Source organism: Halanaerobium salsuginis, from assembly GCF_900114545.1.
Taxonomy (GTDB): Bacteria; Bacillota; Halanaerobiia; order Halanaerobiales; family Halanaerobiaceae; genus Halanaerobium; species Halanaerobium salsuginis.
Genome location: NZ_FOTI01000021.1, coordinates 1 through 24,452, shown reverse-complemented (window position 1 = coordinate 24,452; position 24,452 = coordinate 1). Strand labels below are relative to the sequence as shown.

Genomic DNA, 24,452 nt, shown 5'->3' with positions numbered 1-24,452 from the left:
ATCCTATTTTAAATTACTATAAAAATAAATTAATATTATACTTTTGGGTAATATAATTTTTTGCTAAATAATGTTAATCTTAATTTAATAGATTTTTTATAATAATTAGTATGCCTAATTTGTTGTATATGTTAAATTTAATTAGTCTTTAGAATAACTAATTATTTTTTAGCCCACTACTAAAAGGCTCCCACTGAGTGGGAGTCTTTTGTTTTGAGAATAAAAAACATTTGTTATTAACTTTACAGAAAAAATAGTTAGATAGTATTAAGATTATATCTGTTAGAGAGAGTAATTTTATGCCTAATACCAGTCTTATAACAGGGGGAATCATAATGGCTGATCAAAATAGAAAGCACGAAAATTTAATTATAGTTGGTGGCGGTCCAGGAGGCTTATCAGCTTCAATTTATGCAGCTCGTAATGGAGTTAATCCACTAGTCTTAAATGGACCAGAACCAGGAGGGCAAATTTCAACAACTTCCGAATTAGAAAATTATCCGGGTTTTCCAGAACCAATTGGAGGCTTCGAATTAACTCAGAAAATGACTCAGCAGGCCGAAAATTTTGGGGTTCGCCTGGAATACGAAAGTGCTGAGAAGATAGCAATAGTTGATAATAAGTTTATTGTAAAAACAGAAATTAATGAATATGAAGCTGAAACACTAATTATTGCAAGTGGAGCAGAACCTAAAACACTTGGTCTTCCACGTGAAGATCATCTGCGGGGGAATGGTGTTTCTTATTGTGCAACTTGTGATGCAGCTTTCTTTAAGAATAAAAAAGTTGCTGTTGTTGGAGGAGGCGATACTGCACTCTGGGAAGCAACCTTTCTGGCTAAATTTGCTGCTCAAGTTTATATTATTCATCGAAGAGGTAAATTTAGAGGTGCAAAGATATTATCTGATCGAGTTAAGGCTAAAGAAAATATTGAAATCATCTGGGACACAGAAGTAAAAGAATTAATGGGTGAAGATAAATTATCAGGTCTCAAGATTTTTAATAATAAAAATAATACTGTAAGTAAACTTGCAGTAGATGGATTTTTTGTGGCAATTGGTCATCAACCCCGGACTAGTTTTTTACCAGCAGAGATCGAGCTTGATAGTTACGGATATTTAGTTGCTGATAAGCATCAACATACTAATATTCCAGGTATCTTTGCAGCAGGTGATGTACAAGATCCTGATTATCGTCAGGTAGTTATAGCTGCTGGTTCAGGAGCTAAGGCAGCTATTGAAGCTTCAGAATATCTGGAAAAAAATAGTCCAACTTTTGCTGCTCAAACTGTTATTAATAAAGCAGAAGCTGCCCAGCAAACAGAAAACTTTTCTACTGAGCAGGAGCCTGCTTTAAGTTTTAATCTTAAGCTTGATTAAATTTACTCAATTTTTATAAATTTTTCAACTAGTTAGATTAAAATTTTATCTTAAAATTAAAATCTTTTAGTTAAATATCCATATCAAGTTAAGTCGGCATTTATCCCGTCATGACAATGGCTGGTACTTTAATGCCGACTTTTCTGTTATTGCATTAGCCTGCTTAATATTATATAATTACTTTAACATAAGATTTATTTAACAAAGATTTTGAGAGGGGCTGGCTGTGTTGGCAAAAGGTTTTTTTATAACTTTTGAAGGTATTGAGGGTTCTGGTAAAACAACTCAAATTGAGCTGCTGGCTAATTATTTAGAAACAGCAGGTTATCCAATTTTAGTTACCAGAGAACCAGGTGGAACAATGATCGGTAACAAGATCAGGCAAATTTTGCTTGATCCTCAAAATGAAGCAATGGACTACCATACAGAAATATTGCTTTATGCTGCTGATCGGGCTCAGCATTTTCAAGAAAAAATTAAGCCAGCTTTAAAAGAAGGAAAAATAGTTATTTCTGATAGATTTGTTGATTCTAATCTAGCTTATCAGGGTGTCGGCCGGGGACTTGATTATGATTTTGTTTATAAAATTAACGATTGGGTTATTGACTCCTGTTGGCCAGATCTGACACTATTGCTTGATCTTGATTTTAGAACTGGTTTAAAGCGGGCCCGGGCTTTGAGTGCAGATCTTACTGGTGATCGAGTAGAAAGAGAAGCAGATGCTTTTCATCAAAAAGTAAGAAATGCTTATTTAGATCTAGCTGCTAAAGATGATCGTTTTGAATTGGTCGAAGCAGCTGGCGATAAAACTGAAGTTCATCAAAAAATAAAAAATATAATCAGCAGGAGGTTAGCTTAAAATGAAAAAAAAGGCTGAAACTGGTAAAACAGTAAAAATGATAATTGCCATTGTTCATGATCATGATGCAGCTGATCTTTTAGAGGCGTTAACAACAGATGGTTTTCAGGCAACAAAAATGGCATCCACAGGTGGATTCTTAAGAGAAGGAAATACTACCTTTATAATTGGATCTGATCAGGCACATGTCGAAGAAGTTTTGGCTATAATTAAGCAAAACTGTGAATCAAGGAAGAAAACTGTCGCTCCGATGTCACCTGTTGCTAATTCTCTAGAAGGATATTATTCTTTTCCAATGGAAATAAAAATTGGAGGCGCAACTGTATTTATTATTGATGTTGAACAATTTCTTAAAATGTAAAACTGGTAAAATACTCAGGTAAATAAATTTATTAATTAGAGGAGTCAATTATGAGTTTTAGTTCAATAATTGGACAGGCAGAAGCAATAGATGTTCTGAGTGAAGAAATAAGGCAAAATAGAATTAGCCATGCCTATCTATTCAGTGGTAAATCGGGAATTGGCAAAGGAAAATTGGCTTTTGAGTTTGCTAAAGCTATTTTTTGTCAGGAATCGCCAGCAGATAGCTGTGGTCACTGCTTAAACTGTCGTAAAATGGATCATCAAAACCATCCTGATTTTAAAAGAATTGCAATTGCAGATGAAAAAAATTCAATTTCTATTACTCAAATTAGAGATTTAAAAAAAGAAATTGCCTATAAGCCTTATGAAAGTGCACATAAGGTTTATTTAATTGAATCAGCAGAAGAAATGACTGCTGAAGCTGCTAATAGTTTGCTTAAGACTCTGGAAGAACCGCCGTCTTTTGCAACCATTATTTTATTAGCAGAAGATACTAGCCGATTGTTACCGACAATAATCTCGCGCTGTCAGCAGCTTAGCTTACAACCTGTTACGCGATCACAGATAAAAGATATTTTGTTGGAACATGGTCTTCAACCAGAAGAAGCAGAGATTCTGAGTCAAACTGCCGGTGGCAGTCCTGGTCAGGCCTTAAAGTTAGCTGAGATTGATGATTATTTTTCTGTGAGAAAAAAAGTTTATGATTTTGTAAAAAATATTAAAAGTAAAAATACTATCGAAATTTTTAAATTTAGAGATTATCTGGTCTCACTAATTTCAGCTGGATTTCCTTGTTTTGATTTGCTATCAGATTGGTATCGCGATATAATTATGATTAAACAGAATTATCAGGCTACACTTAAGAATAAAGACTATTTGCAGGATATGAATAGATTAGCCGGAGAAGCAAACCAGGAACAATTAATTAAAAATCTAGATCTAATAGAAAAAAGTGAACTTTATATTAAAAAAAATATAAAAGCAGAGTTAAGTTTAGAAGTTTTGCTATTTAAATTACGCCAGGCTGATCAAGAATAGATAATAATTGAGGTGTTTATTTTAATGTATACGGTAGTTGGAGTAAGTTTTAAAAAGGCCGGTAAGATCTATTACTTTGATCCTGGTGAACTTGAAATAAAGACAGGAGATTATGTAATAGTCGAAACAGCCCGGGGAATCGAATATGCAGAAGTAGTGGTTGGCAAAAAAGAGGTTTCTGAAAAAGAAATAGTAGCCCCGTTAAAAGATGTGATTAGAAAGGCAACCTTAAAGGATCGCGAAGTATATGAAAAAAATCTGGAGTTAGAAAAAGATGCCTACCAGATTTGTTTAGAAAAAATTGACAAACATGCTCTACCAATGAAATTAATTGATGTTGAATATACATTTGATCATAATAAGATAATTTTTTATTTTACAGCTGATGGCAGAGTAGATTTTAGAGAATTAGTTAAAGATCTGGCGGCTATTTTTAAGACTAGAATTGAACTTCGGCAGATTGGAGTTCGTGATGAAGCTAAGATGCTGGGGGGACTGGGACCATGCGGTTTGCCTGTTTGCTGTGCCACTTTTTTGCGTGATTTTAAGCCTATTTCAATTAAAATGGCTAAAAAACAGGATCTTTCTCTTAATCCTGCTAAAATATCTGGCCTTTGTGGACGCTTAATGTGCTGCCTTAGATATGAAACAAAAAGTTATCGCTATTTAAAAGAATCAATGCCTAATGTTGGAGAAAAAATAGAATTAGAAATAGGCAATGGTAAGATTGTCGATCGTAACTTGGTAAAACATACAATAGAGGTAGATATCGGCACAGATGAAAATATTGAAATTGATGTTGGAGAATTGGATGATTACGATTTAGATTGAATGCGAAAGGAAGGCTAATTTGATGGATCAAGAAATACTAAGTACTCTTGCGCATTTCCAGGAACAGATTGAAGCACTTTCGCTTCGCTTTCATAAATTGAAAGATATTACTTACCAGCTATACCAGGAAAATGAAGAATTACAGCAGGAAAACGAAGAACTTAAAGCATTACTTTTTAAAGAACAGCAGGCTGCTGAAGAAGCGGTAGTGAAAAAAGAAGGTTATAGCAATTTAATTCATATTTATGATGAAGGCTACCATGTTTGTCCGTTAAGTTTTGGCGAAAAAAGAAAAGGAGATTGTCTTTTTTGCTTAAACTTACTGGAAAATCAGGGTAAGGAGCAGTAGCTTATATGGAAGAAACTAACTATTTAATAGAAGAAGAACTTAAAATAATTCAGGATGACCGTTTTTTTAAATTTGGAACTGATTCAGTACTGCTGGCTAATTTTGCCAGATTAAATCCAGGCAGCAAGGTAATTGATCTGGGCACAGGCAGTGGTGTAATTCCACTGCTTTTAGCATATAAACATAAAAATCTTAAAATAACTGGGGTAGAAATTCAGCCTGAAGTAGCTGAATTGGCCCGGCGTAATGTAATGCTCAATAACTTAGAGCATGCCATAAAAATTATTAATCAGGATTTATGTAAATTAAATAATTCTGTTAATAGTGGTCGTTATGATGTAGTTATTTCTAATCCACCTTATCTTCCAGTTGCAACAGGAGAGATTAAGTCAAGCAAATATCTTGCTCTGGCCAGACATGAGATTGCGGCCAGTCTGACTGATATAATAACTACGGGTGTAAAAATAGTGAAGTTTGGCGGCTATTTCTATCTGGTTCATCGCTCCGAAAGGCTAACAGAAGTTATTGAACTTTTAGTTAAGCATAATTGTCAGCCCAAAGAGCTGCGTTTAGTGCAGCCTCGTCAGGATAAAGAATCCGATATTTTTTTGTTAAAAGCTAAAAAAGGTGCTAATCCAGGATTGCGGGTTAAGCCAGCTTTAATTATGTATCAGCAAAATAGTAATCAATATACCCCTGAAGTAAAAGAGATTTATCAGAGTGTTTAGTCAGTGTAATCTAATTTATAATATAAAAACAGTATTTTAAGCAATTGAGGAGGTCTTTTTTTGCAGAGCTCTAAACTTTTTCTCTGTGGGACACCAATTGGTAATTTAGGAGATGTTAGTCAGAGACTTTTAAGTACTTTAAAAGAAGTAGATCTGATAGCATGTGAAGATACCAGACGGACCCAGAAACTTTTAAATTATTTTTCAATTAAGCAACGATTAATTAGTTATCATGAACATAATGAAAAAAAAAGAACTGAGGAACTGCTGGCAAAGCTAACAGCAGGAGCAAGCATTGCTCTGGTTAGTGATGCTGGTATGCCAGGGATATCTGACCCAGGCCAAATTTTAGTTACAGCTGCCCTGCAGGCTGGAATAGAAGTGATTCCTATTCCCGGGCCAAGCGCTTTTCTGGCGGCTTTAGTAGTTTCAGGACTTGACATTTCTTCTTTTAGTTTTCAGGCATTTATTCCTCGTTCTGGAAAAGAGCGGACTCAGTTTTTGGAAAAATTAGCTTTAAGGACAGAAACAACTGTATTTTATGAATCCCCTTATCGCTTAAAAGAAACATTAATAGACCTAAAAGAATTTAGCCCTGAACTTGCTGCTAGAAAAGCAATGATTGCCCGGGAAATTACTAAACTACATGAAGAAAAATATTATGGAACTATAGCCGAATTAGCAGCAGAAATAGCGCAACTAGAGATTAAAGGCGAAATAGTTATTGCTGTTGCTGGTAGGCAAGCAAGTGAGTTCGAAAAAGAAGGTTGGGAAGATCTAACAATTTTAGATCACCTGCAGCTTTTAATTGCAAGTGGAATGACCAAAAAACAGGCAATTAAGAAAGTTGCCAGTCTGAGGGATCTCCCCAAGAGTAAAGTTTATAAAGAAGCAATTGCAATTAAGGCTGATCAAGCAAAATTTAGAAAGGATGATTAACTTTGAGTAAGGATACTTATTATGTAACAACCCCAATTTATTATCCAAGTGATAAATTACATATTGGCCATGCTTATACAACAGTAGCAGCTGATACTATTGCCCGTTATAAGAAAATGCAGGGTTATGATACAATGTTTTTAACTGGATCTGACGAGCACGGTCAGAAAATAGAACGTAAAGCTCAAGCTGCCGGGAAAGATCCTAAAACCTATGTTGATGAAATTGTAGCTACTTTTAAAGAGCTCTGGCAGAAGTTAGACATAGATTATGATTATTTTATTAGAACTACAGAACCAAGGCATGAAGAAGTTGTTCAGAAAATATTTAAAAAGTTATTTGAAAAAGGAGATATTTATAAAGGGAAATATGAAGGCTGGTATTGTACCCCCTGTGAAGCCTTCTGGACAGAACGTCAGTTAGAAGAAATTGCTGGGCAAAAAGTTTGTCCGGACTGTAAAAGACCAGTTGAATGGGTTGAAGAAGAGAGTTATTTCTTTAAAATGAGTAAATATGCAGATAAACTATTAGATCATATTAAAACACATCCTGGTTTTATTGAGCCGGAAAGCAGACGGAATGAAATGATAAATTTCATTGAAAGTGGACTTGATGACTTAAGTGTTTCCCGAACTACTTTTGATTGGGGAATTCCAGTTCCTATTGATGATAATCATGTTATCTATGTCTGGATTGATGCGCTGAGTAATTATATTACCGCAATTGGTTATGAAAATGATCAGTCAAATTTCAATAAATATTGGCCAGCAGATCTACATTTAGTTGGTAAAGATATTTTGCGCTTCCATACAGTTATCTGGCCGATAATTTTGATGGCCCTGGAACTTGAATTACCAAAACAAGTTTTTGGCCATGGCTGGCTGCTAAGCAAATCTGGTAAAATGTCCAAATCAAAAGGCAATGTAGTTGATCCAATGGTATTGATTGATGACTTTGGTAAAGATGCAATTCGTTATTATTTATTACGCGAAGTTGCTTTTGGTACAGATGGAACATACTCTACTGAAGCTTTAATTCAGAGAATTAATTCTGACTTAGCAAATGATTTAGGAAATTTACTAAAAAGAACGGTTTCTATGGTAGAACAATATTTTGACGGAATTATTCCTGAGCCCGCAAAAACAGCTGAACTTGATCAGGAATTAATTGATCTGGCAGCTCAAACTAAAAATGAAGTTGAAAGTGAAATGACTGAACTTCGCTTTACAGTAGCTCTGGAAAAGATTTGGAACTTTGTCCGGAGAACTAATAAATATATTGATCAAACTACTCCCTGGCTGCTGGCTAAAGATGAAGCAGCTTTACCAAGACTTAAGACAGTTCTCTATAACTTATTAGAGTCATTAAGAGTTACAGCAGTAATGCTAAAACCTTTCTTAACAGAAACACCTCTGCAGATTGGAGAACAGTTAGGGCAGTTGGCAGAAATAAAAGCAGCTGACTGGCAGGATAGTAAGTGGGGAGGTCTTAAAACTGCCTTGAAAATAAAAAATGGGGAAGCAATTTTTCCTCGTATTGATGTAGATGAATATTTTTCTAAAGTAAGTGCTAGAAAAGCAGCAGTTAAAACAGCTCAAGCTGAGGAGGATAAAAAAGTGGATTTAGTAGCAGTTAAAGATAAAATAACCTTTTCTGAATTTATGAATGCTGATCTCAGAGTCGCTGAGATTCTGGAAGCAGAAAAGATTGAAGGTAGTAATAAATTATTGAAGTTAAAGGTTGATATTGGTCTTGAAGAAAGGCAATTAGTTGCTGGAATTGCCAAGCATTTTAGCGCTGAAGATGTAATTGGACGTAAAATACTAATCGTAGCTAATCTTGAACCAGCAACTATTTTTGGGGTTAAATCAGAAGGAATGATTCTGGCAGCATCTGACCCCGAAGGAAATATGGTACTTTCTACAGTAAGTGATGAAATAGCTAATGGTAGTCAGGTGAAATAATCCAAATGAAAGCTGGGAGGAATTAATAGTGAAAAACAGAGAAAATATACCTAGGGCAACAATTGAGCGGCTTCCTTTATATTATAGGTGTTTAGATAAAATGGATACTTTTGAAGAAGTCGAAGTAGTTTCATCAAAAGACCTGGGAGGTAAGCTTGATATTCCTTCAACCCAGGTAAGAAAAGATCTTTCCTATTATGGTGAGTTTGGCAGACGGGGTGTTGGTTATAATGTAAATGAATTAAAACGTTCAGTTGGCAAAATTCTGGGAGTTGATCGAACCTGGGAAGCTATTTTAGTTGGGGCTGGTAACCTGGGGAGAGCACTTGTTAATTATGGTAGTTTTGCCATGATGGGCTTTAAGATAACTAATGTTTTTGATAATGATCTTAATAAAATTGGTAATGTAATTAATACCCTTGAAGTCAAAAGTATTCAGGAACTACCAAAAGTTGTACAGAAAAATGAAATTAAATTAGGAGTTATTTCTGTACCAGCCGAAGCAGCGCAAGAAGTAGCAGATGAGATGGTTGATGCTGGAGTTAAAGCAATCTGGAATTTTGCTCCGACCAGACTTTATGTACCTGATGGTATAGAAGTAAGAAATGAAGATCTGGCAGTTGGAATAGTGAGTTTGATTTATCATTTAAGCTGGCAGGAAGAAACAGGTGAGTAAATTTGCAAGTAGAAATATCAGTTTTAGCAAGTGGAAGCAAGGGTAATTGTACTTATATTAGAGCTGGCGAGCATGCAGTTTTAATTGATGCTGGTCTAAGTGGAAAAAAAATTGAGCAGCGTTTAAGTCAGCTTGATCGCGATCCAGCTGAATTGGATGCTTTATTAATTACTCATGAACATAAAGATCATATTAAAAGTATTGGTGTTTTATCACGTCGATATGATCTGCCTATTTATGCTAATCAGGGAACCTGGCAAGCAGCTGAATCAGAAATAGGAAGAGTAAAAAAAGAAAACTGTCGAATTTTTGAGCAGGATTTTATGATTGGAGACCTTGCCTTTGAAGCTTATCCAGTTTCTCATGATGCGGAAGCTCCAGTTGGCTATATTTGTCGGGCTGCTGATCGTAAAATTGTACTGGCAACAGATACAGGAGTGATGTCAGCAGAAATTATTTCTCGGCTTAGAGGAGCTGATTTTTTTGTGCTGGAGTCAAATCATGATCTTGAAATGCTAATGACGGGAAGATACCCTTACTTCTTAAAAAATAGAATCAAAGGAACTGAGGGCCATTTATCTAATGATGATACAGCAGCTATTCTGCCTCAGCTGGTGCGTGATAACTTCCCAACAGTAGTTTTAGCTCATTTAAGCGAAGAAAATAACAATCCTAAAGTTGCTTATATAACTGTTAATAATGCTCTAAAAGAAGCTGGTTTAAAAGTTGGACGAGACCTTCAGCTTGGGTGTGCTTCGCAAAAAAAATCTACCCCTTTGTTTAAACTAATCAAAGAACAACAACAAAGGGAAGCTTTTTAGTATGGAGATTAATATAATTACTGTTGGTAGTTTAAAATCAGCATTTTTAGAGCCTGGAATTAATGAATTTAAAAAAAGGTTGCAGAATTACTGTAAATTGAACTTTTTTGAAGTTGCAGCTGAAAAAATTCCTAAAAACCCATCCCCGAAAGATCTGGAACTAATTAGAGAACACGAGGCAGAGCAAATTAGAGATTATCTCTCAGCAAGAAGTTATAGTTTTGCTCTCGATATAAAAGGAAAACCAATGACCTCAACAGGCTTTGCACGTTCACTAAGTAACTTGCAGCTGCGGGGCTATAGTTCTTTTAACTTTATTATAGGTGGGGCAACAGGTTTAAGTTCCGGGTTATTAGCTCAGGTAGATTATCGAATTTCTTTTTCTCATATGACATTTACCCACCAAATGATCAGACTGATTTTATTAGAGCAAGTTTATCGAGCTTTTAAAATAAATAATAATGAACCATATCATCTATAAATATAACAGCCCCTGCTGGTAACTGGATCTGATTTCCAGATTATCAGAGGGGCTGTAGTTTTATGGGGTTGAATATACTTTATTAACTTAGACTTTCTTAGAAGCTAAAATTATTTAATTATTACTTTCAATTAGATAGTTTTCGAATTCTGAGCTAAGTTCTGGAACATCTGCTAGTTGAGCAGGATCCATTTCCTGATTACCGCTTACAATAGTGTCATTAATTAATAGAACATCAAGCTTTTGATTTTCAGTAAACTGGTCAAGATCAGCTTGAATTTTATCAGTTACAGAAGCAATATATTTTTGATTTAATTCTGTAATTTGACTATCCATATCTTCAGCACCACTTTCTTGAATGGCGGCTAAGTCTTCAGTATATTTTTGATAAAGATCTTGAGTTTCTGGATGTAATTGAAGAACATTTTCTAGAGCTAATCTACCTGCGGTTACAGGAGCTTTTTCTGTGTCAGCACCAGGAGCATTTCCCATATCACTATCAACGTCTTGAGCGAAAACTGCTCCACTACCTAAAATTAAAACAATTAATAATACTGCTATTACTCTACTTTTCTTAAACAATTTAATCATCCTTTCGCATTTTAGTTTTTTAGATTTAGTTAAATTTTTGTTTTGCTTAAATTTTAAATTTGATTTTTAAATTTAATTCTTTACGTTAATAATAAAGTGTTATTATGTGCTTTTTAAGTATTAATCAGAGATTATTAAAACTGATAATTAAAACTCTGCTCTAGCTGCCAATCAGCTTGCTTTAATTTATTATCTCACCTCCTCTGTCTAATATAATAGCAGTTATTTATGAGCAAATTATGATTAAAAAATGAATTATTTTTAAAAAATAATTTTTTTTAAAATAATTAAGAGCACTTTGTAATTGATTGACTTAACTATTAAGATACTGTAAGATGATAATTAAGATAAAAATATAGTTCTGAAAGGAATGATCAGCTTGCAAAAAGCTAGTGCCATATTTTTAGTTCTCTTTATTTTTTTGATGCAGCCAGTTATGGCAGCAGATTCAAAAATTACAAATGAAAGTCAGCTAAAAAGTAGTAAAACATCCGATTCTATTAATATTGAAAATGATCAGGAAATAGTTAATTTAAAAAAAGAAATTGAAGCACAAAATAAAGAAGACATGTCAAAAATAATTAGCAGCAGCCTAAGTGAATTAAATGGAGAAAAAAATGATGTTAGAACTGGTGAAACAAATTTAGGAGACTTAATTGCTGATGCAATTAAGAAAATATCAGGAGCAAATTTAGCTTTAATTAACAGTAAAGCAATTCAGGCTTCTATTCCAGCAGGATTGATTAGTATTGGAGATGTCAGGAAAGCTTTGCCAGCTAAGGATCAAATAATTGTCAAAGAAATTAGCGGCAGTCAATTATGTGCTGCTTTAGAATATAGTCTTTCACGCTATCCAGAACCAGCAGGATCTTTTCCGCAGGTTAGTGGAGTCAGAATTATTTTCACTCTTGCTAAATCTGGTCAGGCTGAGATACTTAAAGTTTTGATTAATGGAGAAAAAATTTTAGCAGATAAGTCTTATTTGCTGGCAACTAATGATTTTATTGCCCGGGGCGGAGATGGCTTCGAAATGTTAGCTCAAGCAGAAACTGTTAAAGAAGTTGGGCGTCTCGATCAAATTTTTATTAATTATTTAGCTGAGCAGGAAATTATTAGGGGAGAAAAACAGGCAAGAGTTATTGAGTTGCAGAATCTTGAAAATGGTTATGCTTATCAAGTGCAAAAAGGTGATACCCTTTCTAATTTGGCTACTAAGTTTGCTACAACAGTTAAAAATATTATGGAACTCAATCAGCTGCAACATAAAAATTTAATTTATGCAGGGCAAAACTTACTAATTCCTGATTTAATTAAGGCAACAAAATAACTAAACAGTAATTTTAAGGTGGTAAATAGATGAATTCATTCTGGCAGGAAAAAACTTTTTTTACCAAATTACTATTAAGGTTTTTTGCTATTACAATGATTGTAATTTTAATTTTTGGTTTTTCTGTTATCTATTATTTCAATAATTTTTATCTTAATCAAAAAGAAGAAGAAATCCAAAAAAATAGTGAAGCAGTTTTAGATTATTTAGCTGCTTCGGTTAATAGTGAAGACAAACAGGAAATAGTTAATTGGCTGGGGATTATTGGTAATTTAAATGATGGGCAGGCCTGGTTGATTAATCCAGAGGGCTATCTTGAATTTAGCTATCCCTATTCTTTTGATGAAACGAAGCGTTTTTCTAGTTATGAAAGCATTTTTGCTGGCCAGACAATTTCGCGTCAGGTAGATGCTGCTGACTTTGATAATACCATGATGCTGGTGGGTATTCCAGTAATCTATGAGTCTAATGTAATTGCTGCTTTGTTGGTCTTTACACCAGTTAAAGAAATAAATGCAACAGTTAATCAGATTACTAAGTTGATGTTTTTAATTTCTACCCTGTCTTTATTATTAATTTTATTTATTTCTTATTTCTGGTCAAGATCACTGGCCAGACCGTTGGCTAATATTGGTTATGTAGCTGCTCAAATTAGTGCAGGTAAATTTGGCAAAGAAGTAAAGATTGATCAAAAACAAGTTAGTAAAGAGATATTATTATTGGCAGGTAGTATTAATATTATGTCACGCAAGCTGGCTCAGACTATTAAAAGTTTGTTATCAGAAAAAGAAAAACTGCAGCATGTTCTTTCAGGTATGAAGGAAGGTTTAATTGCAGTTAATGATCAGGGAGAAATAATATTAATCAACCGGACAGCTGTTGAACTTTTTAATCTTGAAAAATCTTCTAGAGGTAAAAAAATTAATTCGATAATTCAGGATGAGAAAATAATTAAAGCTTTTGAAGAAATTTTAACAGCAGAACAGGAAGAATGGCAGGAAATAATTTCGAAAAAGGAACAGACCAATCAATATTTATTGGTGCACTGTGCAGCTATTAGTTTAAAAGATGAACTAAACCGAGGTGCAGTTGCTCTTTTTCACGATATAAGTGAAAGATATCGTTTCGAACAACTGCAGCGGGAATTTGTGGCTAATGTTTCCCATGAACTAAAAGCTCCTTTAACTTCAATTCGAGGTTCAGCTGAGCTCTTACTTGATGGAGTAATTAAGGATCAAGAACGTCAGCAGCAATATTTAGAAATGATTCTGACTGAAAGTAATCGTTTAACTAATTTAATTGATGAGACTTTAATTCTGGCTGAAATTGATGCTGGAGGACTAGAATTAAACAAAGAAAAAATTAGTCTGCCAGATATGATTAACCATTTAAAATTATTTTTTGAAAATATCAAGAAAGACGAGCAGCAGTTAGAAATTTCAGTTTTAGAATTAACAATTACAGCTAATAGAGAAAAATTGAGACGAATTTTAATTAATTTATTAAGTAATAGTGTTAAGTTTTCACCAGCAGGAACAAAAATTAAACTTAAGGTTGAGCTAATCGGCCAAGAGGTAAAATTTTCAGTCTCTGACCAGGGAACTGGAATTCCTCAGTCGGAATTAAAAAATATTTGGGAGCGTTTTTATAAAATAGATAAAGCCCGAACTCCTGGTAAAAAAAGTAGTGGATTGGGATTAGCAATTGTTAAGCAGTTGGTAGAAGAGCATAATGGACATGTTTTTGTGAAAAGTGAAGTTAATAAAGGTTCTATTTTTGGCTTTTATTTGCCTTTAAATGACTTTAAAGCTGATGATTAATTTAATTTTTTCTCTAAATTAGACAAAAATTAATTATTTGCTCAAAGTTTCATCACAAAATTTTGTTAGACTTAATTTAAGAGGTGATGAATCTATCATGGTTAAAAATAAAATATTGATTATTGATGATGACCTTCATATATGTCAAATCCTGCGTGATTACTTTGAATTTGAAAACTTCGAAGTTTTTCTTGCTCATGCTGGTCAAGCAGGATTAAAAATGATAAAAGAAAAAAAACCGGATTTGTTGATCTTAGATTTAATGTTACCAGAACTTGATGGATTACAGATATGTCAAGAAATAAGGCCTCACAATCATTTGCCAATTATTATTTTGAGTGCTAAAAATAAAGAAACAGATCGAATTAAAGGACTTGAACTGGGAGCAGATGATTATGTAACTAAACCATTTAGTCCGAAAGAAGTTGTGTTAAGAGCTAAAAGCGTTTTGCGTAGAGTTAGTAAGGAAAAAAGCCAGTCTGAAGCAGAGCTGAATTTTCCCGAATTATTAATTAATAAAAATCAGCGTTTAGTAAGATCCTCTGAACAGGAAATTTCTTTAGCGCCCAAAGAATTCGACTTATTGTGGCAGATGGCATCTTCGCCCCGGACTGTATTTAGCCGGGAAAAATTATTGGAACTTGTCTGGGGATATGATTATTTTGGAGATATTAGAACTGTTGATACCCACATTAAATCCATTCGAAATAAGCTTGGCGATAGAGCTGCTGCTTATATTCAGACTGTCTGGGGAGTGGGATATAAATTTAAAGTCGAAAATATGAGGAGCAGTGAGCAAAATGTCCATTAAACAATTAGTGATAATTTGGGCCGCACGTTATGAATATCAGCCAGGATGGAGTTCTAACCAACATTATCAGCCTTACTTTCAGCTTATCTATATTCAGCAGGGGGAAGGGGAGATTTGTTATCAAGATCAGCAGTTTAAAGCTTTGACCGGAAATATGTATTTAATTGTTCCTGGAGAAAAGTATAATTTAAAAACTTCAGAAAACATTTTGCAGACAATTGATCTTAAGTTCAAGATTTTAAATCAGGAATTAGCAAATAAAATAAAAAATGTTGGCAGAAAGTTTAAAGAGTTTACTCAGCAGGAATATTTGTTAAATAGAATTTTACAGACAGTAAAGAATAAAGATAATTATAGCCAGCAAATTAGTGAAACTGTTTTACTGCAGCTTTTGCTTGAAATTTTAAAACATAATTCAGCAGAACAGAATAATTTAGATGATGTACTGATAGACCTGGCAGCAGATGATCAGGACGAAGCTGCTGATCGTGTCTGTAAGCTTTTTATTAATTATGTTAAAAAGAACTATCAAGCAGATCTATTATTAAAAACAATTGCATCAGATCTAGGTTTTAATCAGAGTTATATTTGTCAGTGTTTTGATAAAAATTATCAGCTTACTCCGATGAATTTTTTATATAAATATCGGATAGAAAAAGCAGCTGAATTAATTAAATATTCCGATTACAGTTTGCGAGAAATCTCACAGTTAACTGGTTTTAAAACAATTCATCATTTTAATAGAACCTTTAGTAAGTATCAGGGGCTTCCACCTGGAAGATATCGTAAACAATATCTAGCTGGACTCGAAGCAGAACTAACTGCAGATATTTTGACAGCTAATTAAGATTGTAAATTTAAATGGGATAACTCGCCTGAGTTATCCCATAATTTATTTACTTGCGCGAATAATATTCAATTACTAGCTGGTCATTTATTTCAATGGGAATTTCTGAAATTTCTATTTCTGAGCTTAACTGGGCAGAAAAATTATCATAATCACGATCAAGATAAGCTAGCTTAGTTAAATAGCGTTCCTGAAAGTTTTCTTTAAAAAGATTATTTTTACGATATTTTTCTCTAAGAGTAATTTGATCTCCAACTTCAATCTGAAAAGATGGAATATCTATTTTTTCATTATTAACCAGGATATGACCATGGACTACCATTTGTCTAGCCTGACGAATAGAACGGGCAAAGCCAATTCTATAAACTAAATTATCTAATCTTCTTTCCAGACTTTTAATTAGATTATCACCAGTAACTCCTTCTTCCCGACTAGCCGAATCTACATACCGGCTGAATTTCTTTTCCATTAACCCATAATAAGCACGTAAGCGCTGTTTTTCTAATAACTGCCTACCATAATTTGATAGTTTTTTATTTGCGCGATTAAAGCTGCCATCAGCTCTTTTCATTGCTTTCGGATGTCCATAAATATTAATTCCTAAACGTCTCGATTCCTTAAAACGGGGACCTCTTTTTCTGGCCAATCTTAAACTTCCTCCTTTTAATAAGTATTAGCCGCGGTTATTTAATACATAGTAATTTTATCAAGATTAACTACTGCTGTCGAGTTACTATTTTACAAATCCAAAACTTTTAACTGCTATTTTAAATAAATTTATTTATTATTTAAAGAAAAAATCGGAAAAAAGATTTACAAAGTTCTGGTGTTTGTAATATAATGAACATAATAAGATAATTATTTTTTTGGGTTAAAAAATGTAGTTAATAAGTAGAAGAGAATTTATAAAAGATTTTAAAAAGAAGACTTACTGGAGGTTAAATAACTGTTATAATGAAATGCAAACTCTGTCAAAGTGAAAAACTAGAACTTATTGAAGTTGAACAGAAGTATTATTACTGTCAAGATTGTGAACTTATTTTTCTTGAAAATGAGGCAATTATCAGCCCCCAAAAAGAAAAAGCAAGATATGAAGAACATAACAATAGCTTTCAGAATAAAGGTTATGTCAGTATGTTTAGGGATTTTATTGATTCTGTTCTTGTACCATATTTGAGTCTTTCTTCTAAACAGATTCTTGATTTCGGCTGTGGATCAGCACCAGTATTGGCTAAACTTATGACAGCTAAAGATAATCAGGTTGATTATTATGATCCTTATTTTTATTCTGATAAATTTTTTATAAAAAAAAGCTACGATTTAATCACAGCCACAGAGGTATTAGAACATTTGAGTAATCCCTATCGAGAATTGGAGCTGTTAACTTCACTGTTAAATCAAGGGGGTTATCTAGCTGTGATGACATCTTTTCATTCCGGGCCAGAAGAATTTGTTGATTGGTGGTATAAATCAGATTTGACTCATATAACTTTTTATAATTTAAATACCTTTAAGATGATAGCCTCAATTTTTGATCTAAAAATAATTTATACAGATCAAAAAAAATATATTCTTTTTAAAATTTAGAGGAGGAGAAGCTTTTGTTTAAAAAAATTGTTTTATTTTCACTTTTATTAACACTTTTAATTACTGTTACTGCTGGAGCAGCTGCTACTGATGTCTGGGAACAGGCTAAAGCAGCTGGTGTTCAATTCCGGGGAATTGGTAATGAACCGGATTGGCTGGTAGAAATTAGACAGGATCAGATGATTAAATTTATTAATGATTCTGGCAAGTTGGAAGTTAAAGCTCCAGTTGATGATATGTGGATTGGTCCTGCTGGAGAAGACAAAATTTATTATGTAGAAAATGATGCTATTCAATTTCAGGTAATAATTATGAAAAAACCTTATCAAGATCAAATAAGTGGAGAAAAATTCCCTTATCAGGTTAGAGTTGTTTTTCCAAATAAAAGCTATACAGGAGGCGGCAAACTGTTAATTCCTGTTCAGGAATAACTGTTTTAAAGTTAAAAGGTCTGGCAGTTTAAACTGCCAGACCTTTTCTACTTTCATTCAAAAGAGATTTAAGTTTGTAAAATATGATAGATATTTAAATTATGTCTTTACAGATGACAGGACAGATGATAAAATATAGAATAATAATCTGGAAAGGAGGAAATTAAAATTAAAGCTAACCAGCGCAGAAAAAGTTTATTAGAATGTCTTAAAAAATCAGCAGAGCCTATAGTTGGTTCTAGACTTGCTGAAGAATTTCAAGTTAGCAGGCAGGTTATTGTCCAGGATATTGCTTTATTGAGAGCCGCAGGTGAAGAAATAATAGCGACATCACAAGGGTATTTATATGAAAAGAATTTGCGTTTACCTACTGTTAGAATTTCAATTGCCTGCCAACATGATGATGGGCCTGCTTTAAGAGATGAATTGAATACTATTATCGAATATGGTGGTAGAATTATAGATGTTAAAGTTGAACATCCAATTTATGGAGAATTAAGCGGTAATTTATTGATTAGTAATCAAGAAGATATTAATAATTTCATAAAAAATTATCAATCAAATGATGCATCTTTACTTTCCGTACTTACAGAAGGTGTTCATCTTCATACTATTGAAGCAGTTAATGAGCAAGTTTTAGAGAAAATAAAAACAGAATTGGGAAATAAAGGGTACTTGCTGACTGATTAATTAAGATTATAAATTAATTATGCTTATTTACTTTATTTATATACTTACTGTAAAGACACCTGTAAAATTAATATGTAAAGATAAAAATAACTTTTAAACTTGTACTGGGCTGTAGTAGAAATATTATTAAGTTTTGTTAATTGAATTCAATCAGGAGGAAATATGATGTCAGAAAAAAAATTAAAAAAACTACGTTTTTTATTTGTTACTTTGATTCTTTTACTTGTTTTATCTGCTTTTATTATACCTTATACACTGCTTAGTTCTATTAATATTTTTGGGGGAAGTTTTTTATATTGGACAATTTTTGCTCTATTAGTTATTTTACTTACAATTAAGATTACTACTTATTGGAGGGAATAATGTCATGTCAACTACATATTTATATCTGGCAATTTTAATTTATATGATACTTGGTTTTATTGTTGCGTTTAAGGCTCGTTCTGGAATGGAAAAAGGTGCAATTGAATATTTTTTGAATAATCGGAATACAAGTGGTATTATTGCTGCTTTATCTTATAGTGCAACTACCTACAGTGCTTTTATGATGATTGGTCTGGCCGGTTTTACTTACTCGGGAGGAGTGGGTGCACTTGGTTTTGAATTAGTTTATCTTTCTGGTCTATCGTTAGTTGCTTTTTTTGGTCCTCGTTTCTGGCTAATTGGTAAAAAAAATAATTATGTTTCTCCTTATGAAATGTTGGCTGATCGTTATCAAAATAATTGGATAGGAGTTGCTGCATCTTTTTCAGCTTGTATTTTTTTAATTCCATATTTAGCTGTACAATTGATGGGAGTTGGCTATCTATTGAGTGGACTTTCAGGAGGTAGCATTCCTTTTTTAACAGGAGTTATCATTGCTGTTTTACTTGCCATAGCCTGGGTATTAATTGCTGGTATGAAGTCTGTAACCTGGACTGATTCTTTACAGTCTTTAATTATGATAACTGTTAGTATTTTAATTTTATTTTATGTTATTTATCATCATTTAGGAGGATTTATTAGTTTTTTCAATCAATTAAGTACTCATTCAGGCCAAATTTTGACTGTGCCCGGCCCTGGTTTTTTTAATTTTAAAACTTTTTTAGGTTTAAGTTTACCCTGGTTTTTCTTTTCAATTTCTAATCCTCAGGTTAGCCAGCGTCTTTTTATTCCACGAGATTTAAAAGCGATGAAAACAATGATTAAAGGATTTTTAGCTTTTGGCTTTATTTATACTCTAGTTTCAGTTATCTGGGGATTTTCAGCTCTATTATTGATCCCGGATTTAGAAAACTCTGATCTTGCGACTCCTGCTCTACTGGCATCAGAATATGTGCCAACACTTTTATCTTTGATAGCTATGGTAGGAATAACAGCAGCGGCAATTTCTACTATTGATTCTATTATGTTAACACTTGCCTCATTAGTAGTGCGGGACTTATTCAAAAAAGATCAATCAGCACAGCCGGCTGTAAAAGAGCGTAAATTTGGACTAAAAAAAGACCATCAGGAGCTAAAAATTGCCCGAATTGTAATCTTTGTTATAGCTTTACTAGGATTCTTTTTTGCGATTCAAGAACTGGATTTAATTGCTGCTCTTTCAGTAGCTGCTTCAGTTGGGCTTCTAGTAGTTGTGCCTTCAATTTTCGGGGCTTTTTATTGGAAATCAGCTACTGCTGCTGGTTCTTTAAGCAGTATTTTATTGGGTTCTTTCACCGCTCTTTATTTACAGTTTAGTGGTTGGCATCCTTTCGGATTAGGGGCAGGAATCTGGACTTTGCTGATTAGTTTGTTTAGCTTTATTATAATTAGTTTATTTACAACAGCTCCTCAAGAAAAAGCAGAACAATTTATCGGTTATTTAAAAACTGAATGTCAGCAAAAAAACATTTTGTAAATAAGGAGTTTCCCCATTTTTTAAAATAGCAAAAACTCAAAGTTATCAACAGGCAAAATTGTGGATAATTAACTCTTAGAAACTCTTAAAATAGATTATCCACAGATTACGTAAAAAAGGTGAAACAAGCTCCTGTTTTTGGTATAATTAGTTTACAGACAAAAAACACCAAAAAGGAGTTGTTTCACCGTGACTAATTATACCAGATTTATCTATGAAATGAAACGAAAAGTAAGTAATTTCTCTAAAAAAATTACTAAAAAATTGTCAAAACCAAAATCTAAGTTCATTACTCAGATGATTTATGGCTTTTTGAATTCTCAATCAGTTCTTTTAAGTGAGATTTCTCGTGCTTTAAAAGAAGACATATTGCTAAAAAAAACTATTGAAAGATTATCCAGAAATCTTGAAAATTTTGATGAACAGGAAGACTTGATTGGAAAATATATAAATGAATTAAAACCTCACGTTAATGATAATACTGTTTTTTGCTGTGACAAATCAGATTTAGTTAAGCCTCACAGCTATGAATTAGAATTGCTTGATAGGGTTAGAGATGGCAGTACTGGTGAAACTGAAAAAGGTTATGATACTTTTGAAATTGCTGCTTTAACTGAAAACAAAGAATTGCCTATTGAAATATATTCTCGTATCTATTCAAGTCTGGAAAAAGGATTTAAAAGCCGAAATATTGAAGCTTTAAACGGACTAGATTTTGTAGAAAAACATTTTGGCAAAAAGGGTATCTATGCCCTTGATAGAGGCTATGACGCCAACATGTATTATGAATACTTTACTAAGGGCAATAAAGATTTTGTAATTAGAGCTACAAAAAAACGTAATGTTATCTATAAAGGTAAGAGTGTAAATATAGAAAAGGTAGCTGCTTTTTACAAGGGTAAATATGCCTATCATTATAAAAATAAAAAGAATAAAGAGAGACACTTAAAATTTAGCTATGCACCGATTAAATTACCTGCATTAAAAGATAAAAAACTAACTCTTGTGATTATTAGAGGTTTAGGCAAAAAACCAATGTTGTTAATTAGCAATTTAAAACCTGATGCCAAAAAACTTACACTGGCAATTTTAAAAGCATATATTAGAAGATGGAAAATAGAAGAATATTTCAGATTCAAAAAGCAAAAATTTAATTCAGAAAATTTCAGAGTTAGATCAATAAAAAGAATTAGAAATTTAGACTTAATTTTATCAATAACTATAGGATTTTTAGCTTTATTTTCAGATAAAAAACGAAAGACAAAACTAAGAATTATAGTTAAGAAAGTTTCAGAAAGAATCTATAATCTTCCAGACTTTGATTACTATGCATTAGCTGATGGAATCAAGGAAATACTGTCTAAATCCTATACTGGAATAGCTACTTTTTTAAAGAGTTATTACAAAAAACGACGATCACAAAAGATATTAAGGCTTTCTTTACCCTTGTGACAGTAAGGATAGTTTTTGCTATTTTAAAAAATGGGGAAAGTCTTTTTTGTAAATAGCTTGACAAGTAATAAAATTTAAGATAAAATGATAAAAAATTAAAAGAAAATAATTTATTCTAAAAACTATGATCAGGGAAAGTAGTTAACTTAAGTTATTTCAGCGAAGCAGGGGTAGTGAGAGCCTGTCAATAACTAATTTAATGAAGTTCCCCTGTGAGTTGTTAGCTGAACTAAAAAGTAAGCTTAACCGGCTGTTTACCGTTATCCAGGCAGATTATCGGAGTTGATCCTGTAATTGTTGAGTGGGCTTTTTAGCCAAAAAGATTGGTACCACGAGAATTCAAACCCTCGTTCTTTAACTAGAACGGGGGTTTTTTGCATATTTAGATAGCTGATAAATTTAAAGTTTAGTTTAGAATGGTTTAGCTGTCAGATTTTTAAGAGAAAGTTATTTTAAAATATATTAATAGAGGTGGTAAGGTGAAAAATTTAAAATATGGTTATCTTGGCCCGCCCGGAACTTTTAGTGAGCAGGCAATTGCTAACTATTGTCAAAATTATGGTGGGGAAGTAAAACCGTTAAATTCAATTCGAGATATAGTGACTGCTCTTATAAAAGGCAAAGTAGATTTAGGCTTGCTTCCCTTAGAAAATTCTCTGGAAGGATCAGTTAATCTAAGCCTTGATCTTTTATATCAGACATCTGAACTACAGCTTTATCGCGAAATAGTTCTACCAATTGCTCAATATCTATTAGCTAAACCGGGCACTAAGCCTATTGAAATCAAGGAAATTTATAGTCATCCACAGGCAGTTGCTCAATCTGGAGATTATTTAAATAAACACTATGGAACAGCCAAAATAATTTATACAGATAGTACAGCTGCTGCAGCTAAAAAAGTTATGACAGCAGACGGTCGCGCTGCAGTAGGTTCGATCAGACTTGCAGATATTTATAATTTAGAAATTATAGCAGCTAATTTGCAGGGCGATTTGCCTAATGCAACTCGATTTGTTCTAGCTGCCAGACAGGAGAATGATTTTACAGCCAACACACATCTTGGTACTCAGGCAGTTTCTGAGTTTAAAACATCAATTATTTGTGCTCCAAAAGTTAATCGAGCAGGTATACTTTACGAAATACTCGGAAAATTTGCAGCTTTAAATATTGATTTAAGCAGAATTGAATCACGCCCCAGTCGGCAGCGTCTAGGAGAATATATTTTCTACATTGATCTTAAAGGAAATAGTCAGGAGCAGAAACTTAGCTCAGCACTAACTGAAGTCAAAAATATGTCAGCTTATTTTCGCTGTTTAGGATCTTATCCTCTAACAGTTATTAAAAATGAAACTTGAAAAATAAATATTTGGGCGAAAACAAAAAATTTATTTGACAGGTTAAAAAGCAACTGCTATAATACTTGTTAAATAAATAATTTTTAATAACTTAGAAAGAGGACCCAGTAAGCTAATAGCTGAAATACACCTCTTGAGTTGCCAGCTGAAAGTTTTTAACAAGTAAGTGAAAAGGCCGTAAACCGTCGTTATCCGGTGCGGGAGTGTTAGCTCCCAGAGAGATAATCTGTTAATTATAAGATTAAAACAGGTGGTACCGCGATTATAATCGCCCTGATTCAGGGGCGATTTTTTGTATTTTTAGGGGTTTTATTTAAAGAATTATTTAAATTTTAGATGCTTAAATTTAATTTAGAGAGTAGAGAGGAGAAAAAATAATGATAGCAGTTTTAAAAAGAAATGCAACTGAGGCAGATAAAGATAAGGTAATAAACATGATAGAAAAAGAAGATTTTGCTGTCCATCCAATTCAGGGAGTGGAAAAAACAGTAGTTGGTGTTTTAGGAGACCCAGCAAGAAGATCAAATTTAAGAGAAAAATTGCTGACTCTGTCTGCTGTAGAAAAGGTAATTTTAATTTCTGATCCCTATAAATTAACAAGCTGGAATTTTAAGCAAGAAAAAACAGTAATTGAGTTAGGAGATGGGGTAGAAGTAGGAGGAGAGGAACTAACAATAATGGCAGGGCCCTGTTCAATTGAAACCAGAGAACAGGTTCTGGAAACAGCGCGAGCTGTCAAAAAAGCAGGAGCCCAAATATTGCGAGGAGGAGCTTTTAAGCCGAGAACTTCCCCCTATTCTTTTCAGGGTTTGGGAGAGGCAGGCTTAAAGTTAATGGCAGAAGCTCGCGAAGAGACAGGCCTAAAGTTAATTACTGAACTAATGGATATTGAACATCTAGAATTAGTTAGTCAATACACAGACATTATCCAGATAGGGGCCCGCAATATGCAGAATTATGCGCTTTTAAAAGCAATTGGAAAAACAGACAAACCAGTTATGCTAAAAAGAGGTATGGCGGCAACAATAAAAGAATGGCTGCTGGCAGCAGAATATGTAATGAACGAAGGTAATCATCAGGTAATTTTATGTGAAAGAGGAGTAAGAACATTTGGAGAAGAGACAAGAAATACACTGGATTTAAGTTCAATACCTTTAGTACAGCAGCTAAGTCATCTACCGGTAATAGCAGATCCAAGTCATGGGACAGGTAGATGGGAATTAGTAACACCACT

General features: G+C 33.3%; 26 protein-coding genes and 1 other annotated feature. Of the genes, 24 read left to right on the top strand and 2 right to left on the bottom strand.

Features of this window, described 5'->3' with window-relative positions; genetic code table 11:
* Positions 1-335: 335 nt before the first annotated feature.
* From trxB to rlmH, 12 genes are all read left to right on the top strand, one after another.
* The gene (trxB, locus tag BMZ74_RS08045; protein ID WP_089861736.1) at positions 336-1,379 is read left to right on the top strand and encodes a thioredoxin-disulfide reductase; all 1,044 of its coding nucleotides are present in this window, start codon (positions 336-338) and stop codon (positions 1,377-1,379) included.
* Positions 1,380-1,608: 229 nt separating this feature from the next.
* The gene (gene tmk / locus BMZ74_RS08040) at positions 1,609-2,238 is read left to right on the top strand and encodes a dTMP kinase (RefSeq protein ID WP_089861735.1); all 630 of its coding nucleotides are present in this window, start codon (positions 1,609-1,611) and stop codon (positions 2,236-2,238) included.
* Between the two features lies 1 nt (position 2,239).
* Entirely contained in the window at positions 2,240-2,599 is a 360-nt protein-coding gene (locus BMZ74_RS08035) for a cyclic-di-AMP receptor (RefSeq protein ID WP_089861734.1), read from the top strand.
* A 50-nt stretch (positions 2,600-2,649) separates the two neighbouring features.
* A complete protein-coding gene (gene holB / locus BMZ74_RS08030) occupies positions 2,650-3,639 on the top strand; it encodes a DNA polymerase III subunit delta' (RefSeq protein WP_089861733.1) in 990 nt (329 codons plus the stop codon).
* 24 nt (positions 3,640-3,663) lie between these two features.
* Positions 3,664-4,470: a PSP1 domain-containing protein gene (locus BMZ74_RS08025; protein ID WP_089861732.1), complete on the top strand. Its 807-nt coding sequence runs from the start codon at positions 3,664-3,666 to the stop codon at positions 4,468-4,470.
* Between the two features lie 22 nt (positions 4,471-4,492).
* A complete protein-coding gene (locus tag BMZ74_RS08020; RefSeq protein WP_089861731.1) occupies positions 4,493-4,819 on the top strand; it encodes an initiation control protein YabA in 327 nt (108 codons plus the stop codon).
* Positions 4,820-4,824: 5 nt separating this feature from the next.
* Positions 4,825-5,547, top strand: coding sequence for a tRNA1(Val) (adenine(37)-N6)-methyltransferase (locus BMZ74_RS08015; protein WP_089861730.1), 723 nt, complete (start codon positions 4,825-4,827; stop codon positions 5,545-5,547).
* Positions 5,548-5,607: 60 nt separating this feature from the next.
* A complete protein-coding gene (gene rsmI, locus BMZ74_RS08010) occupies positions 5,608-6,486 on the top strand; it encodes a 16S rRNA (cytidine(1402)-2'-O)-methyltransferase (protein ID WP_089861729.1) in 879 nt (292 codons plus the stop codon).
* Positions 6,487-6,488: 2 nt separating this feature from the next.
* On the top strand, positions 6,489-8,450 hold the full coding sequence (gene metG / locus BMZ74_RS08005) for a methionine--tRNA ligase (RefSeq protein WP_089861728.1): 1,962 nt from the start codon (positions 6,489-6,491) through the stop codon (positions 8,448-8,450).
* 28 nt (positions 8,451-8,478) lie between these two features.
* A complete protein-coding gene (locus BMZ74_RS08000) occupies positions 8,479-9,126 on the top strand; it encodes a redox-sensing transcriptional repressor Rex (protein ID WP_089861727.1) in 648 nt (215 codons plus the stop codon).
* 2 nt (positions 9,127-9,128) lie between these two features.
* Positions 9,129-9,947, top strand: a complete 819-nt coding sequence (locus tag BMZ74_RS07995) for an MBL fold metallo-hydrolase (RefSeq protein WP_089861726.1) — start codon at positions 9,129-9,131, stop codon at positions 9,945-9,947.
* A 1-nt stretch (position 9,948) separates the two neighbouring features.
* On the top strand, positions 9,949-10,428 hold the full coding sequence (rlmH, locus tag BMZ74_RS07990) for a 23S rRNA (pseudouridine(1915)-N(3))-methyltransferase RlmH (RefSeq protein ID WP_089861725.1): 480 nt from the start codon (positions 9,949-9,951) through the stop codon (positions 10,426-10,428).
* A 114-nt stretch (positions 10,429-10,542) separates the two neighbouring features.
* On the opposite strand, the gene BMZ74_RS07985 is transcribed toward rlmH, so the two are convergent.
* The gene (locus BMZ74_RS07985; RefSeq protein ID WP_089861724.1) at positions 10,543-11,010 is read right to left on the bottom strand and encodes a hypothetical protein; all 468 of its coding nucleotides are present in this window, start codon (positions 11,008-11,010) and stop codon (positions 10,543-10,545) included.
* A gap of 388 nt (positions 11,011-11,398) precedes the next feature.
* Between BMZ74_RS07985 and BMZ74_RS07980 the strand changes: the two genes are divergently transcribed.
* From BMZ74_RS07980 to BMZ74_RS07965, 4 genes are all read left to right on the top strand, one after another.
* Positions 11,399-12,346 carry a 5'-nucleotidase C-terminal domain-containing protein gene (locus BMZ74_RS07980; protein ID WP_177181396.1) on the top strand — a complete coding sequence of 316 codons (948 nt, stop codon included), beginning with the start codon at positions 11,399-11,401 and terminating at the stop codon, positions 12,344-12,346.
* Between the two features lie 29 nt (positions 12,347-12,375).
* Positions 12,376-14,166 carry a sensor histidine kinase gene (locus BMZ74_RS07975; protein WP_089861722.1) on the top strand — a complete coding sequence of 597 codons (1,791 nt, stop codon included), beginning with the start codon at positions 12,376-12,378 and terminating at the stop codon, positions 14,164-14,166.
* Between the two features lie 97 nt (positions 14,167-14,263).
* Positions 14,264-14,977 (top strand): response regulator transcription factor, encoded by a 714-nt coding sequence (locus tag BMZ74_RS07970; RefSeq protein WP_089861721.1) that lies wholly within the window; start codon positions 14,264-14,266, stop codon positions 14,975-14,977.
* Complete coding sequence (locus BMZ74_RS07965) at positions 14,967-15,824, top strand: helix-turn-helix domain-containing protein (protein WP_089861720.1); 858 nt, start codon at positions 14,967-14,969, stop codon at positions 15,822-15,824. Before BMZ74_RS07970 ends, BMZ74_RS07965 begins: the two co-directional genes overlap by 11 nt.
* A gap of 49 nt (positions 15,825-15,873) precedes the next feature.
* Here the strand turns inward: BMZ74_RS07965 and rpsD are convergent, their stop codons facing one another.
* Positions 15,874-16,470: a 30S ribosomal protein S4 gene (rpsD, locus tag BMZ74_RS07960; protein ID WP_089861719.1), complete on the bottom strand. Its 597-nt coding sequence runs from the start codon at positions 16,468-16,470 to the stop codon at positions 15,874-15,876.
* Between the two features lie 308 nt (positions 16,471-16,778).
* On the opposite strand from rpsD, the gene BMZ74_RS07955 reads away from it, so the two are divergent.
* From BMZ74_RS07955 to aroF, 8 genes are all read left to right on the top strand, one after another.
* Entirely contained in the window at positions 16,779-17,411 is a 633-nt protein-coding gene (locus BMZ74_RS07955) for a class I SAM-dependent methyltransferase (RefSeq protein WP_089861718.1), read from the top strand.
* 14 nt (positions 17,412-17,425) lie between these two features.
* A complete protein-coding gene (locus BMZ74_RS07950; RefSeq protein ID WP_089861717.1) occupies positions 17,426-17,842 on the top strand; it encodes a hypothetical protein in 417 nt (138 codons plus the stop codon).
* Between the two features lie 162 nt (positions 17,843-18,004).
* Positions 18,005-18,532 carry a transcription repressor NadR gene (locus tag BMZ74_RS07945; RefSeq protein WP_342742438.1) on the top strand — a complete coding sequence of 176 codons (528 nt, stop codon included), beginning with the start codon at positions 18,005-18,007 and terminating at the stop codon, positions 18,530-18,532.
* A 165-nt stretch (positions 18,533-18,697) separates the two neighbouring features.
* On the top strand, positions 18,698-18,895 hold the full coding sequence (locus BMZ74_RS07940) for a hypothetical protein (protein WP_089861715.1): 198 nt from the start codon (positions 18,698-18,700) through the stop codon (positions 18,893-18,895).
* Positions 18,896-18,899: 4 nt separating this feature from the next.
* Complete coding sequence (locus BMZ74_RS07935; protein WP_089861714.1) at positions 18,900-20,411, top strand: sodium:solute symporter family protein; 1,512 nt, start codon at positions 18,900-18,902, stop codon at positions 20,409-20,411.
* Between the two features lie 189 nt (positions 20,412-20,600).
* Complete coding sequence (locus BMZ74_RS07930; RefSeq protein WP_089861713.1) at positions 20,601-21,863, top strand: transposase; 1,263 nt, start codon at positions 20,601-20,603, stop codon at positions 21,861-21,863.
* A 115-nt stretch (positions 21,864-21,978) separates the two neighbouring features.
* Positions 21,979-22,220, top strand: a binding site (T-box leader).
* Positions 22,221-22,342: 122 nt separating this feature from the next.
* Positions 22,343-23,218, top strand: a complete 876-nt coding sequence (gene pheA / locus BMZ74_RS07925; RefSeq protein ID WP_089861712.1) for a prephenate dehydratase — start codon at positions 22,343-22,345, stop codon at positions 23,216-23,218.
* 377 nt (positions 23,219-23,595) lie between these two features.
* Positions 23,596-24,452 (top strand): 3-deoxy-7-phosphoheptulonate synthase (gene aroF, locus BMZ74_RS07920; protein WP_089861711.1); only part of this gene is annotated, 857 nt, incomplete at its 3' end.